This window comes from Allohoeflea poritis, from assembly GCF_027889715.1.
In the GTDB taxonomy this organism is placed as follows: domain Bacteria; phylum Pseudomonadota; class Alphaproteobacteria; order Rhizobiales; family Rhizobiaceae; genus Hoeflea_A; species Hoeflea_A poritis.
Map to the genome: position 1 here is coordinate 201,983 of NZ_JAPJZH010000008.1, position 14,286 is coordinate 216,268.

Consider the following 14,286-nt stretch of genomic DNA (forward strand, 5'->3'; position numbering starts at 1 on the left):
GCTCATGCGGGGGACATGATGCAACAGACGGCAAATGGCTGCGGCTTTGCGCCCTGGCAGGATCCGAACGAGGAACCGCTCATCCGCTTTGAGGGGGTGACCAAGAAGTTCGGCGAATTCACCGCGGTCGACCGGCTGGATGTCGACATCTTCAAGGGTGAGTTCTTCGCCCTTCTCGGCCCCTCGGGCTGCGGCAAGACCACCCTGATGCGGATGCTGGCCGGTTTCGAGAAGCCGACCGAGGGCCGCATCCTGCTTGACGGGCGCGATATCGGCCCCGTCCCGCCAAACAAGCGCGCCGTCAACATGATGTTCCAGTCCTACGCCCTGTTTCCGCATTTGAGCGTCGCCGAGAACATCGCTTTCGGCTTGAAACGATCCGACATGCCGAAGACAGAGATACCGGGCCGCGTCGACGAGATGCTGGGTCTTGTCCAGCTCAGGGAATTCGCCGGCCGCAAGCCGCACCAGATCTCCGGCGGCCAGCGCCAGCGTGTCGCCCTCGCCCGGGCGCTCGCCAAGGCCCCGAAGCTGCTGCTTCTGGACGAGCCGCTCGGTGCGCTCGACAAGAAACTGCGCCAGCAGACGCAGTTCGAACTGGTCGACATCCAGGAAAAGACCGGAACCACCTTCGTCATCGTCACCCACGACCAGGAGGAAGCGATGACCGTGGCGACCCGGGTCGCGGTCATGGATCACGGGCGGCTGATCCAGGTGGATACGCCCGACCGCATCTACGAGATGCCCAACTCGGTCTACGTCGCCGACTTCATCGGCGACGTCAATCTGATCGAGGGCAATGTCGCATCGACCGAAGGCGAGCGCGTCGAGATAAGCTGGGCGGAAGGACAGCCGCTGATCGTCGGCTCTTCCGCCTCCCCGCTTGCGGCGGGGACCCGCTGCTCCTTCGCCATCCGGCCCGAAAAGGTGGCGATTTCGGCCGAACGGCCGCCCGATGCCGTCAACGCGATAAGCGGCAACATCCACGACATCGCCTATCTCGGAAACATCTCGACCTATCACGTGCGGCTCGATACCGGCCATATTGTCAAGGCGCAGACCGCGAACAGCAGGCGAATCGGGCGGCGCGATTTTACCTGGGAGGACGCGGTCTGGCTGTCCTTTACCGACACCGCCGGGATCGTGCTGACGGGATGAACGGATGAACCTGCGCCGCCTGATACTGATCGCCATCCCCTATCTGTGGCTGCTGCTGTTCTTCCTCATTCCCTTCGGCATCGTCCTGAAGATCTCGCTGTCGGAGACGGCGATCGCTATCCCGCCCTATACGCCGACGCTCGATCTTTCCGCCGGCTGGCAGGGTTTCACCGCTTACTTAAGCGAACTCGATTTCGACAATTTCAGCTTCCTCGCCGAGGACGATCTTTACTGGAAGGCTTTTCTTTCAAGCCTGACGATCAGCGTTGTCTCGACATTGCTGACGCTCGCGGTCGGCTTTCCCATCGCCTACGGCATGGCCAACGCGCCGGAGGAATGGCGGCCGAGCCTCATGGTGCTCGTCATCCTGCCCTTCTGGACCAGCTTTCTCATCCGGGTCTACGCATGGATGGGCATCTTGAGTCAGGGCGGACTGCTCAACCAGTTCCTCATATGGACCGGCCTGATCGACACGCCGCTGACGATCCTCAACACCAACACCGCCGTCTATATCGGCATCGTCTACACCTATCTGCCCTTCATGGTGCTGCCGATCTACGCGACACTGGAAAAGCTCGACAATTCATTGCTCGAGGCGGCGGAAGATCTCGGTTGTTCGCGCATCCAGGCTTTCTGGCTTGTCACCGCGCCGCTCTCGCGTCCGGGCGTGATCGCCGGCTGTTTCCTGGTCTTTATCCCGGTGCTTGGCGAATTCGTCATACCGTCGCTGCTCGGCGGATCGGGGACGCTGATGATCGGCAAGGTGCTGTGGGAGGAGTTCTTCACCAATCGCGACTGGCCCGTCGCCTCGGCCGTGGCGGTGGTGCTGCTCCTCATCCTGATCATTCCGATCACGCTCTTCCAGCGCAACCAGCAGGCCCAAAGGGAGGCGGACGAATGAGACGCCTGACCTGGTTCAACGTCACCGCGCTGACGCTCGGCTTTGCCTTCCTCTACATCCCGATCGTCATCCTCGTCATCTACAGTTTCAACGCCTCGAAACTGGTGACGGTCTGGGCAGGATTTTCAACCAAGTGGTATTTCGAGCTGATGCGCAACGAGGCGTTCCTCAATGCCGCCTGGGTGACGCTCAAGGTCGCGCTCGCTTCCTCGACGGCGGCCACCGTGCTGGGAACCATGGCCGCCTATGTCATGGTGCGCGGCGGGCGCTTCTTCGGGCGCACGCTGTTTTCCGGCATGATCTACGCGCCGCTCGTCATGCCGGAGGTGATCACCGGCCTGTCGCTGCTGTTGCTGTTCATCGCCGTCGGCCTCGAACGCGGCGTGTTCACCGTTGTCCTTGCCCACACCACCTTTTCCATGTGCTTCGTCTCGATCGTCGTCTCTTCGCGGCTTGCCACCTTCGACCGGTCCATCGAGGAAGCCGCGCTTGATCTCGGCTGCACACCCTTCGATGCCTTCCGCAGCGTCACGCTGCCCATTATCGCGCCGGCCGTGATCTCCGGCTGGTTGCTTGCCTTCACACTGTCTCTCGACGATCTCGTCATCGCTTCCTTCACCACCGGGCCCGCATCGACAACCCTGCCGATCAGGATCTTCAGCTCCATCCGGCTGGGTGTCAGCCCCGAGATCAACGCGCTTTCGACGATCCTGATCGCTCTGGTCACCATCGGCGTCATCACGGCATCGCTGGTCTCGAAACGGGCCATCATGCGCCAGCGGGCGGAAGAGCAACGCGCCGCCGCGACTTGAATCGATCGTTCAGAAAGTTGTTCCGAAGAACCAGCGGAAACGCGCGAAACATCTTGAAATCGCTGAGTTGGAAGATGTTTCGCATAGCGTCTTCGGTCAATGGGCCGCATCGCGCAACCGGCCGCATACTTGTCCGGGCAAGCGTGCGGCCGGATCTCATGCTAATGCATCTGCCATCCATCGGGCAGCGATCAGTGTCTGGGGTCAGTGTCTGGCCGGCCGCTGCCTGATATGCGTGTTGCCGGACGGCCCGGTCCGCCTGACGGTGCAGTTCGGATCGCCGCTGCGGCAGGTGACCGTTTTGCTGGCCGAATTTCCCGTGGGGGACGTCACGCTCTGCCTGGTGGCGCAGGCACTTCCGACGCAACCGCCGCTGCGTCTCAGCGTATTTCCCTCGGCGCCGGTGGTCGCACGGGTCGCGCCGCATGCATTCCCGATACAACCCGCGCCACCCGTGACTGAGCCGGGCGGCGGCGGCGGCCTGTAGTAGAAGTTCCACTGCCCGTACCAGGGATATGTCGAATAATAATTGTCCCAATAGGCACGACTATAGGCAACCGTGGCGATGCCGACCGTCGCCGCGACTGCCGGCGTGACCACCGTTTGCGTTCCACCGCTGGAAACGCGGATATAGTTGGCGGAAGCCCAGCCCCGGTAAGAGGCATAGGAAATGTCGCACCAGGTAACATTGGCATTGCATCCATGCATGGTGACAGGAGCGGATTGCGGGACAACGGCAACAACGGGATATTGCGTTGAGGGCCCCGCGCGCAGATTGAGATCGACTGTCACGGAGGCCGAACTGGCCGCTTGAGCAGGCGAAGCAGTGAGGACGACGAGGGCGACGAACGGTAGGATTATTCTATGATTCACGACAATTACTCCGTGGAGAACTGTTGGAACCGCCGGACGGGCCGCCGGGGGGGACGGCAATTGGCCTGTCCTGGCGGTCGGGACTGTGCGATGGCTCCGGCAATCGGATTTGAGACACCCGGTTGAGAAAGGCGCCGCGAAATCCGCCGGGCCATGACACGGCCCGTTTTACGATTGCAGTTTCTGCAGACATTTGCCGGCTGACATGGCATTGGCCTGCGCGACCTGTCGGGTCATTTGACCCGAGACGACCAGGCTCCGCGCCTGCTGGCGGACCACATCATGCAAATCGGATGTCGGTGTTACATGGGGTGCGCTGGCATCGTAGATTTGCTTCGCCGGTGCATCGAGCCCGGCCGCACATGCATTCGCCTCGGCCTGCCCGGCGGCCGCCGAGACCGGTAGAAGAACCAGGGTCAATACGATAAGATGTTTCATTGTTTTCTCCGATAGGTTTTGTTCGGTCCGACATAGATATGTTCGCCCTCGGGCATTCACTACTCAGTTTTCGGATCCGCGGACATTTAAGAGTTCATGCCACAAGCACCTGAAAAGAAGAGGAAATTTCCGCACCAGAAGCGGGCGCAGAAGACCATTGAGGAGATTTTGGAAGCCACTGCTCAGCTTTTGGAGCACGGCGGAAGGGCCGGTTTGACCACGAACCACATCGCCCGGCGCGCCGGTTACTCAATCGGCACGCTGTATCGCTATTTTCCGCACAAGCTGGCAATCATGCGCGAAATGGTGGAAGCCGAACTAAAGCAGCAGGAGATGGCTACACGGGCACTGCTGGAACGGACCGATGGCCTGGATGCCGATGAGCTTATTCTCGGCGTCGTACGCGCGATCCTGCAGCGCTTCGGCCGCAGCAGGGCACGAAAGAGCGTTCTGACGACGCTGATTCACGACACGGAACTGGTGGCGAGGACGAACGAAACCAATCTTCGCATAATGCATATGTTTCAGACGCGCCTTGTCGAAATTGATCCGGCACGCTTTCGCCGACCCACGGAAATTTCGTGCCTCGCCCTCTCTGGCGCCCTGCTGGGCAGCATCCGGTCGACGCTCTTTTCAGAACCGAGATATCTCAAGGACCCGGAATACGAGCGCGAACTGGTTGCGATGGTCACACATTTCGTCAGCACTCGGGACGAGGCTGTAGAGCAATGAAGTGGGCCCGCCGGACGAAGACCGGAATGGGGCGACAATCCGGCCAGGGGTTTGGTGATGTCCGGCAGGCCCGAGGCAAGGAATACCCTGCCATCTCGCCACCGTTATCCGGCGCAGAAAGGAGCGCGAAGATCGCGCCATCCACCGCCGTTCTTTCGGTCATCCCTCGTTCTAATGCCGCATCCGAGACAGCCCAAACCAACGCCCGCATAGACTGGCTGTCAGCGCATCACACCCAACAAAACTAACTAATTAATTATTTTTCTTATATTGAAACGCGTAGGCTCTGCACAAAAAATTGTCAAGCCGGCCAAATCCCTTGAAAACCCCTGAGAAAGTAGGGTGTTGCATTCCCACAACACACGCGTTTTACGGGCATAGGCTAAGCATGACAACCTGCAAAGATAGACCCAGATTAATCCGGCACAGGAACCCTCATCCCGGAGTAATTCGCCGGCCGGACGCCAGTATTTTCACGCATTCAATCTGACAATCGCAAGAACACAGGACCGGCTTTATAAGAGCGATGTTGCGAAAGGCGCCGCGACGCGCCGTTTTCATTTACGCGACCCGTCAAACACGCCGAAATCACCGCAACAACGATCCGATTGCCGAACCGGCAGGCACATTCCCTGTCCGCATAGCGGACAAGCAGCGCAGGTCAATTTCTCAGCCCGCCTCATCCGAACTACGCTCACAAAACAGGAGGAAAACTTGAATTTGGTAACGGAAAGAGGTCTCGCGCCTGATTCGACACATAGCCGCAACGTCTGCTCGAAGGCGTACCTGCTTCAGGCGGGATAGGGGCGCCGGGTCATGGAGTGTTTTGATGTCGCCATCGTCGGATACGGTCCGACCGGAGCCACACTGGCCCATCTTCTCGGACAATGTGGCGTCAGTGTCGTCATTCTCGAACGCGAAGGCAACGCCTACCATCTGCCCCGCGCGGTTCATCTCGACGCCGAAGTCATGCGCACCCTGCAATGGGCCGGCATCGCCGATGCTCTGGAGCCGAAAACCGCACCCCACCCGGGCATGCGCTTTGTCGGCGCGGACGGCAGGCTGCTGCTCGACTGGCCGCGACCGCAAGGCCAGGGTCCGCAGGGCTGGCGCGCAAATTACCGCTTCCACCAGCCGGATCTCGAAAAGCTGCTGCGCGATCATATGGCCGAACGCGAAACCGTCTCGGTGCGAACCCGCTGCGATGTCGTCTCCTTGAAGGAGCGGAAAGATGGCGTTGAACTGCGCTATGAGGACAGGCGCAATGGCCGGACCTGCCGTGTCAGTGCAAAATACGTTGTCGGCTGCGATGGCGCCAGATCGCTCGTGCGCGGCGTCATCAGAGCCGGCATGGAGGATTTCGGTTTCCACGAACGCTGGCTGGTGATCGATGCGATACTCAACCGGGAGAAACCGGAACTTGGCGATCACTCCGTGCAATATTGCGTGCCGGAACGCCCCGCCACCTATGTGCGCTGCCCGGGCTTGCGCCGCCGTTGGGAGATCACCGTTCGCCCCGAAGAGGATGCGAACGAAATTGCACGGCCGGCGCGTGTGTGGGAATTGCTATCCCGTTGGCTGACGCCGGACGAGGCGGAACTCGAACGCTCGGTTGTCTACACATTCCACTCCCTTGTGGCGAAATCCTGGCGCAAGGGGCGGTTGCTGCTGGCGGGCGATGCCTGCCACCAGACGCCACCCTTCATGGGACAGGGCATGTGCGCCGGCATTCGCGATGTTGCGAATCTATACTGGAAGCTCGCCCTGATCTGTCAGGGCAGCATCACGGCCACAGCAGCAGAACGGCTGCTCGACAGTTATGAAAGCGAGCGCAAGCCGAATGCACGCGAATATATCGCCACTGCCGTTCGCCTCGGCGGGCTGATCAACACTTGCGGCACGCAAGAGGCGCTGCGCGCGGCATTTCCGTCCGCCGACGGCGCGGCGCGCATGGAATCCATCGCGCCGCCGCTGGGAAAAGGCCTTGGAACAGGCGACAAGGCCGGGAGGCTCTTCGGCCAGCCGCGGCTGTCAGGCGGCGCGCTGATGGATGACGTCCATCCGCACCGTTTTGTTGTGGTGGCTGATGCGGATCTGGTCGACCAACTCAGCGCGCCGGAGGGAACGGCAATCGTGTCGACAACTGCATCCGCTGATGCAGCCGAACACCTTGCGCAAGTCGGTGCGCGCGCCGTCATCTTGCGCCCCGACCGGTACATATTGGGTGCGGCGGACACGGCGGAAGAGCTCACGCAGCTTCTATCTGATAGGCTTCCCGATCCCGTTGCCGCCTGACAGCCGCATACGGGTAAACGGCTCCCGCCATCCGCTCGTGAAACCCCGCAGCCGCCCTTCCCTGCCGGACGGCAACATGAAAGGATGCGGCATGTTGTCAAAACCGGATCGGGGCAGAAAGGGCGACACCGTTCGCGCATTGACGCGCGGACTTGCCATCCTGCGCCACATAAGCGCTGTCGGCGAAGCACGGCCGGGCGCCATCGCCCGGGCACTGGATATCCCCCGCCCCACCGTCTACCGGCTGCTTTCGACGCTGGAGGAAGAGGGCTATGTCGTCTTCTCCGCAAGCGCCAACATCGTGCGGATCACGCCTCAGGCTGCAGCGCTCGGAGATGGCCACGCGCATCGGTCCGCGCTGTGCCAGGCGGCAGCACCGCTTTTTGCCAGATACGGCGCGAAACTCATTTGGCCGCTCGATCTTGCGGTTTACGAAAACGCGGCGATGGTGATCCTTGAATCCACCCATGCACGATCGCCGCTTTCGATCGACCGCGCGATGGTCGGATACCGATTGCCGATGCTCAGAACGTCCGCCGGACGTGCCTATCTTGCCTTCTGCCCGCGGGAGGAGCGTGTGCTGATCCTTGAACATCTTCGCCGCTTGGGCGATCCGGCCGATCTGCCGTTCCTGCGCTCCGCCTGGTTGGATCCCATGATCCAAGAAGCCCAAGAGCGTGGCTATGCGATCCGCGATGCCGGCGAATTCCGTCCGCAAACAGCGTCGATCGCCGTGCCGATCCTTTCGGGCGGCGCAATTCTCGGCTGTGTTTCGATGATCTGGATCCGCTCTGCGATGACAACGCAAAAGGCCGTCGAGACCTCCGCAGAGCCCCTGCGCGAAATCGCCGCCAATATCGCGGAGGCAATCCGGCCGGGCTGACCGGTCGTTTCAGACGAATTTTCGGAACAGGCCGGTCCGATCGAAAATGCCTTCCAGTTCCTCGGTCCGGCCGCGCGTGTCGTCCCAGTGCAGTTCCTGGACAGCGGCGATGGCTGCCTCCACGACAAGCAGGATGGCGATCGACGAATCCCACGCGGACGGCACGGTTATGCGCGCCGAAACGGTGTGGCTGGCAATGGCCTGGATCGGCGAGCGCCACTGGTCGGTAAACAGGATGATCTCAGCACCGCGCTCGCGCGCCATTTCCGCCAAGAGCTGCGTGCTGCTCTCGTAGCGGCGGATATCGAAGACAGCGAGGATGTCGCCTTCCTTCAAATCGAGCAGATAATGCGGCCATGCATTGGAGTTGGACGGGACCAGCACGACATCGGACCGGATCATCTGCAGGTGCAGGAACAGATAGTTCGCCAGGGTCTGGGTGATACGTCCACCCGAGATATGCACACGGCGTTCCGGATCGGCGATCAGGGCCGCGATGCGGTCGAAGGTCGTCGGATCGAGCTGTTCCAGGCTGCTGCGGATGTTCTCGCTGGCTTCCTGCGTGAATCGGTTGAGTATGTGTTGGTCGGGCGCCGCGCTGACCCAGGTATCTCGCTTGGCAATCGGATTCGACAGAATGTCGTTGAGTTCCTCGCGCAGCTTGGCCTGGAATTCCGGGTAGCCGGCGAAATCGAGTTTCTGAACCATGCGGGCGATGGTCGGGGTCGAAACATCCGCCGCTTCGGCAAGCTCGGTGATGCTGCCGAGGCCGGATGCGGGATAGTTGCTGAGGATCACATCGGAGACCTGTCGCTCCGCGCGCGTCAGTTCCCGCTGCCGTGCGTTCAAGCGTTCGGCGACCGTTGTCTCATGTGGTTCCAATGCTTCGGCCCTCTCGCATTGAACAATCGATGCCCATGGCAACCGTGGATGAAGAAAATTTTTCAGTAATTATATTGACAGCCGCCATGGTTGTGAAGAATTATTTTCAGATGCTGCTGGACGAGCCAAACGCCTTAACGCCCGATCAGGTCGTCGCCGTGCTCAACGAACACGGGGATCACGGCGTGATTCTGGTTTGCGAACACGCCTCGAACTGGATTCCGGCGCTCTATGACGGGCTCGGCGTGGACACGCTGGCACAGCATAGCCACATCGCCTGGGACCCGGGTGCGCTCGGCGTTGCCGAGGCTCTCAGCAGCGCGCTGAACGCGCCGCTGGTTTTCGGCTGCGTGTCACGGCTGGTTTACGACTGCAACCGCCCGCCAGAGGCGCAGGATGCAATACCGGCCGTCAGCGAAGTGACGCCGGTTCCGGGCAACCGGGATTTGACCGCCGAAGACCGCACCGAGCGCATCGACACCGTCTACATGCCGTTCCGGCGGCGTCTGGAAAAGGTCGTCGGCAATGCTCCGTCCAATGCGACGCTGGTCACCATCCACAGCTTCACACCAACCTATCACGGCCAGAAAAGATCGACCGAGATCGGCGTTCTTCATGGGTCCGATCCGCGCCTTGCCGAGGCCATGATGGCCACCGCCGGACAATTCACGCAACGCACTGTCCGGCTCAACGATCCTTATGGGCCTCAAGACGGCGTCAGCCATACGCTGAACCTGCATGGAAGCGCCAACGGGCTCGCCAATGTGATGATCGAGATACGCAATGATCTCATCGACACACGGCACAAGCAGAACAAAATGGCGAAACTGCTGCACCCCTGGCTGCGGGCGGCGATTGCGGGCCTTTCGCCGGAGGCCGCGCCATGAACCGTGCGATGGCGGCTTATGTACGTGTCGTGGATGCGGTCAACTACCGCATCGGCCGCATCATGATGTACGGCGTCTTCGTCATGATGGCGATCCTGTTGTGGTCGTCGGTCTCCAAGACATTCTTCCTGCCCTCGCTGTGGACCCTGGAAACCGCGCAATTCGCCATGGTCGCCTACTACATCATGGGCGGACCCTATTCGATCCAGCTCGGCTCCAATGTACGCATGGACCTGTTCTACGGATCCTGGAGCGTGCGCCGCAAAGCCTGGTTCGACAGCTTCACCGTGTTTTTCCTCATCTTCTATCTCGGCGTGCTGCTCTATGGCGGTGTCGGCTCCACGGCCTATTCGCTGGGCCACTGGGGTGACGAGCCTTTCGGCTTCCTCGGCCAGATCGTCGCAGCTTTCTTTACCGGCGGGCCGGACGCGGCAACCGAAGTTATCGGCCGCACCGAACGCAGCCCCTCCGCCTGGCGCCCGTTTCTATGGCCGATCAAGACCGTGATGTGCTTCGGCATATTCCTGATGCTGCTGCAGGCCGTCTCGGAACTCTTCAAGGATATCGCCTGTATCAGGGGCTATGAATGGGGGCGCCGCGCCGATGTCGCATGAGATGATCGCCATCTTCATGTTCGCATCCATGATGCTGATGCTGTTCACCGGACAGCGGGTCTTCGGCGCCATCGGGGCTGTTGCCGCCATCGCGGCGCTCGCCCTTTGGGGTACCGGCGGTCAGGACATCCCCTTCTCGGCCGCCATGAAGCTGATGAAATGGTACCCGCTGCTGACCCTGCCGATGTTCATTTTCATGGGCTACATCCTGTCGGAATCGAAGCTCGCCGACGATCTCTACCGCATGTTCCATGTCTGGATGGGGCCGATCAATGGCGGGCTGGCGATCGGCACGATCGGGCTGATGGTTCTGGTCTCGGCAATGAACGGACTTTCAGTGGCCGGCATGGCGATCGGCGCAACAATCGCCCTGCCCGAGCTGTTGCGACGCGGCTATGACAAGCGCATGGTCACCGGCGTCATCCAGGCCGGATCGTCGCTAGGCATCCTCGTCCCGCCCTCGGTCGTCCTTGTTCTTTACGCCATGATCGCCCGCCAACCGGTGGGCCAGCTCTGGCTGGCAGGTGTCGTGCCGGGTTTGCTGATGGCCGGCATGTTCGTGCTCTATATCGGACTGCGCTGCTATTTTCAGCCCAATCTCGGCCCGGCGCTCAAGGACGAAGCGCGCACCATGCCGAGGGCCGAGAAGCTCAAGCTGCTGCAGGCCGGCGCTTTGCCGCTGGCGATCTTCGCGGCGATGATGGTCCCCTTCGTCAATGGCTGGACCTCGCTGGTCGAAAGCTCCGCCATCGGCGCCCTCACCGCCTTCGCGGCGGCCGTGCTGAAGGGGCGCATGACCCGCGAGGTCTTCGAAAACAGCACGCGCCAGACCCTGGCGATCTCCTGCATGTTCATGTGGATCATCCTGGCGGCGCTCGGCTTCGGTGCCGTGTTCGACGGGCTCGGCGCTGTCCGCGCCATCGACAATCTCTTCACCGAACAGCTCGGGCTCGATCCGTGGATGATCCTCATCCTGATGCAGCTCAGCTTCCTGTTGATGGGAACGTTCCTGGACGACACGGCAATGCTGGTCATCGTCGCGCCGCTCTATGTGCCTTTGGTCAAGGTGCTGGGTTTCGACCTCATCTGGTACGGCGTGCTCTATACGATCACCACGCAGATCGCCTATATGACGCCGCCATTCGGCTACAACCTCTTCCTGATGCGTGCCATGGCGCCGCCGGAGGTGAACCTCTCCGACATATACAAGTCCATCATTCCGTTTGTCGGGGTGATGATCGCCTGCCTGGCGCTGATCATGGCTTTCCCCCAGATCGCGCTGTGGCTGCCGCAATATGTCTACGGAAACTGACAAGAACTCCGAAAGGAGCGGGAATGCCAACCATAACGATGACAAATCGGAGGACGACATGACTTCAAGACGTAAATTTCTGAAAACCGCCGGCATCGCCGGGGCCGCAACCCTTGCCGCGCCCGCCGTCAAGGCCCAGGCGCCGATCAAATGGCGCATGCAGACCTATGCCGGCCCGGCGCTGGCCGAACACGTGATCAAGCCGTCGATCGACGCCTTCAATATCGCCGCCAAGGGCCAGATGGAGATCGAACTGTTCTTCTCCGACCAGTTGGTACCGACCGGCGAACTCTTCCGCGCCATGCAGAAGGGCACGATCGACGCCGTTCAGTCGGATGACGACTCCATGGCATCGCCCACGGAAGTGACCGTCTTCGGCGGCTATTTCCCCTTTGCTTCGCGCTATTCGCTGGACGTGCCGGTGCTCTTCAACCAGTACGGTCTGAAAGAGATCTGGGACGAGGAATACGCCGCCGTCGGCGTCAAGCACATTTCCGCCGGCGCGTGGGACCCGTGCCACTTCGCCACCAAGGATCCGATCAACAGCCTGGAGGACATGAAGGGCAAGCGCGTCTTCACCTTCCCCACCGCCGGCCGCTTCCTGTCGCAGTTCGGCGTCGTGCCTGTGACGCTGCCATGGGAAGATATCGAGGTCGCCGTACAGACCGGCGAACTCGACGGCATCGCCTGGTCGGGCATCACCGAGGACTATACGGTCGGCTGGGCCGACGTGACCAACTACTTCCTGACCAACAACATCTCCGGCGCCTGGGCCGGCTCGTTCTTCGCCAATATGGACCGCTGGAACGAACTGCCCGAGCATCTGAAGGTGATGTTGCAGATGGCCATGGACCAGTCGCACTATTATCGTCAGTGGTGGTACTGGGGCGGCGAGGCCAATCTGCGTGTCCACGGCACCAAGCTCAAGCTGACCACCATTCCGGACGAGGAATGGGCGACGGTCGAAAAGGCCGCGGTCCAGTTCTGGGACGAGATTGCCGCCGAAAGCCCGACAAAGGCCAAGGTGGTCGATATCTTCCGCAAGTATAATGCGGATATGGAAAAGGCTGGACGGCCCTACCGTTACAGCTGATACCAACCTGCGGGGCGGACATTCCCTGCCCCGCAACTTTGATGGAACGGATGATGACTTTCGACGAACTCAAAGCCGCCGTCGCCAACGGCACGATCGACACCGTGCTCGTCTGCATTATCGATATGCAGGGCCGGCTGATGGGCAAGCGCTTCGTCGCCCGGCACTTCGTCGACAGTGCCTATGAGGAAACCCATTGCTGCGACTATCTGCTGGCGACCGACCTCGAAATGGCGACGCCCGACGGCTATGCGTCGACAAGCTGGGAATCCGGTTACGGCGACTATGTCATGAAACCGGACCTCGCCACGCTGCGCCCCGTCCCATGGCTTGAGGGCACAGCGCTCGTTCTTTGCGATGTGCTCGACCATCACAGCCACGAACCCGTACCGCATGCGCCGCGCGCCGTGCTCAAGCGCCAGATCGCGCGGCTCGCCGACATGGGCCTCTCGCCGGTCATGGCCACCGAGCTGGAATTCTTCCTGTTCGAAAAGAGTTACGACGAAATCCGCAAATCCGGCTTTCGAGACCTGCAGCCGATCAGCGGCTACAACGAGGACTACCACATCTTCCAGACCACCAAGGAGGAGGCGGTCATGCGGCCCCTCCGCAACCATCTGGTCGCGATGGGCGTTCCGGTGGAAAACACAAAGGGCGAGGCCGAGGCCGGACAGGAGGAACTGAACATCCGCTATGCGGACGCCCTTTCCTGCGCCGATCATCACACGCTCGCCAAGCACGCGGTCAAGGAGATTGCCTGGCAGAACGGGCATGCCGCGACCTTCCTGTCGAAATGGGATCATCGACGCGTCGGCAGTTCCTCGCATATTCACCAGTCGCTGTGGCACGATGGCGGCAACGCCTTCCAGGACGCCGGCGCGAAACTCGGCATGTCGGACCTGATGCGCAACTACATTGCCGGTCTCATCAAATATACGCCCGACATCATGGTGTTCCTGGCACCTTACGTGAACAGCTACAAGCGCTTCGCCAAGGGCACCTTCGCGCCGACCAAATCCGTCTGGTCGGTCGATAACCGCACCGCCGGTTACCGGCTTTGCGGCGACGGCACGGCGGCGGTGCGCGTCGAATGCCGCATCGGCGGCTCGGATTTCAATCCCTACCTGGCGCTCGCCGCACAGCTTGCTGCCGGCATTGCCGGCATTGAGGAAAAACTGGAACTGGCCGACCCCACGACCGGCGATGTCTACAACGCCGCCGAAGCACCCGATATCCCGAACACGCTGCGTGCAGCGACCGAATGCCTGCGCGGCTCGGCGATGCTGAAATCGGCCCTCGGCGAGGATGTCACCGCCCATTATGTGCGCTGCGCCGAATGGGAACAGGAGGAGTTCGACCGCATCGTCACCGACTGGGAAGTGGCCCGCGGCTTCGAAAGGGCCTGA

The 14,286-nt window shown here is 61.1% G+C and carries 14 protein-coding genes; 11 read left to right on the top strand and 3 right to left on the bottom strand.

Features of this window, described 5'->3' with window-relative positions:
• Window positions 1–18: 18 nt before the first annotated feature.
• From OOZ53_RS14565 to OOZ53_RS14575, 3 genes are read left to right on the top strand one after another with little or no spacing between them, the layout of a single operon-like run.
• Complete coding sequence (locus OOZ53_RS14565) at window positions 19–1,158, top strand: ABC transporter ATP-binding protein (RefSeq protein ID WP_271090355.1); 1,140 nt, start codon at window positions 19–21, stop codon at window positions 1,156–1,158.
• A 4-nt stretch (window positions 1,159–1,162) separates the two neighbouring features.
• Entirely contained in the window at window positions 1,163–2,059 is an 897-nt protein-coding gene (locus tag OOZ53_RS14570; RefSeq protein WP_271090356.1) for an ABC transporter permease subunit, read from the top strand.
• The gene (locus OOZ53_RS14575; RefSeq protein WP_271090357.1) at window positions 2,056–2,871 is read left to right on the top strand and encodes an ABC transporter permease; all 816 of its coding nucleotides are present in this window, start codon (window positions 2,056–2,058) and stop codon (window positions 2,869–2,871) included. The genes OOZ53_RS14570 and OOZ53_RS14575 overlap by 4 nt, the downstream gene beginning before the upstream one ends.
• A 204-nt stretch (window positions 2,872–3,075) precedes the next feature.
• Here the strand turns inward: OOZ53_RS14575 and OOZ53_RS14580 are convergent, their stop codons facing one another.
• Window positions 3,076–3,744, bottom strand: coding sequence for an SH3 domain-containing protein (locus tag OOZ53_RS14580; RefSeq protein ID WP_271090359.1), 669 nt, complete (start codon window positions 3,742–3,744; stop codon window positions 3,076–3,078).
• A gap of 168 nt (window positions 3,745–3,912) precedes the next feature.
• Window positions 3,913–4,182, bottom strand: a complete 270-nt coding sequence (locus OOZ53_RS14585; RefSeq protein ID WP_271090362.1) for a hypothetical protein — start codon at window positions 4,180–4,182, stop codon at window positions 3,913–3,915.
• A 96-nt stretch (window positions 4,183–4,278) separates the two neighbouring features.
• Between OOZ53_RS14585 and OOZ53_RS14590 the strand changes: the two genes are divergently transcribed.
• The 3 genes from OOZ53_RS14590 (at window position 4,279) to OOZ53_RS14600 (ending at window position 8,092) form a co-directional block, all read left to right on the top strand.
• Window positions 4,279–4,914 (top strand): TetR/AcrR family transcriptional regulator, encoded by a 636-nt coding sequence (locus OOZ53_RS14590; RefSeq protein WP_271090363.1) that lies wholly within the window; start codon window positions 4,279–4,281, stop codon window positions 4,912–4,914.
• Between the two features lie 816 nt (window positions 4,915–5,730).
• Window positions 5,731–7,209: a bifunctional 3-(3-hydroxy-phenyl)propionate/3-hydroxycinnamic acid hydroxylase MhpA gene (gene mhpA, locus OOZ53_RS14595; RefSeq protein ID WP_271090364.1), complete on the top strand. Its 1,479-nt coding sequence runs from the start codon at window positions 5,731–5,733 to the stop codon at window positions 7,207–7,209.
• 91 nt (window positions 7,210–7,300) lie between these two features.
• The gene (locus tag OOZ53_RS14600) at window positions 7,301–8,092 is read left to right on the top strand and encodes a DNA-binding transcriptional regulator (RefSeq protein WP_271090366.1); all 792 of its coding nucleotides are present in this window, start codon (window positions 7,301–7,303) and stop codon (window positions 8,090–8,092) included.
• Between the two features lie 9 nt (window positions 8,093–8,101).
• Here the strand turns inward: OOZ53_RS14600 and OOZ53_RS14605 are convergent, their stop codons facing one another.
• Window positions 8,102–8,974, bottom strand: coding sequence for a MurR/RpiR family transcriptional regulator (locus OOZ53_RS14605; protein WP_271090367.1), 873 nt, complete (start codon window positions 8,972–8,974; stop codon window positions 8,102–8,104).
• Window positions 8,975–9,060: 86 nt separating this feature from the next.
• Between OOZ53_RS14605 and OOZ53_RS14610 the strand changes: the two genes are divergently transcribed.
• The 5 genes from OOZ53_RS14610 to OOZ53_RS14630 are packed head-to-tail and all read left to right on the top strand — an operon-like array spanning window position 9,061 to window position 14,286.
• Window positions 9,061–9,861 carry an N-formylglutamate amidohydrolase gene (locus tag OOZ53_RS14610; RefSeq protein WP_271090368.1) on the top strand — a complete coding sequence of 267 codons (801 nt, stop codon included), beginning with the start codon at window positions 9,061–9,063 and terminating at the stop codon, window positions 9,859–9,861.
• Complete coding sequence (locus OOZ53_RS14615) at window positions 9,858–10,475, top strand: TRAP transporter small permease subunit (RefSeq protein WP_271090369.1); 618 nt, start codon at window positions 9,858–9,860, stop codon at window positions 10,473–10,475. Before OOZ53_RS14610 ends, OOZ53_RS14615 begins: the two co-directional genes overlap by 4 nt.
• Window positions 10,465–11,787: a TRAP transporter large permease gene (locus tag OOZ53_RS14620; RefSeq protein ID WP_271090370.1), complete on the top strand. Its 1,323-nt coding sequence runs from the start codon at window positions 10,465–10,467 to the stop codon at window positions 11,785–11,787. The genes OOZ53_RS14615 and OOZ53_RS14620 overlap by 11 nt, the downstream gene beginning before the upstream one ends.
• Window positions 11,788–11,845: 58 nt before the next feature.
• Window positions 11,846–12,880, top strand: coding sequence for a TRAP transporter substrate-binding protein (locus OOZ53_RS14625; protein WP_271090371.1), 1,035 nt, complete (start codon window positions 11,846–11,848; stop codon window positions 12,878–12,880).
• Window positions 12,881–12,921: 41 nt separating this feature from the next.
• Window positions 12,922–14,286, top strand: coding sequence for a glutamine synthetase family protein (locus tag OOZ53_RS14630; protein ID WP_271090372.1), 1,365 nt, complete (start codon window positions 12,922–12,924; stop codon window positions 14,284–14,286).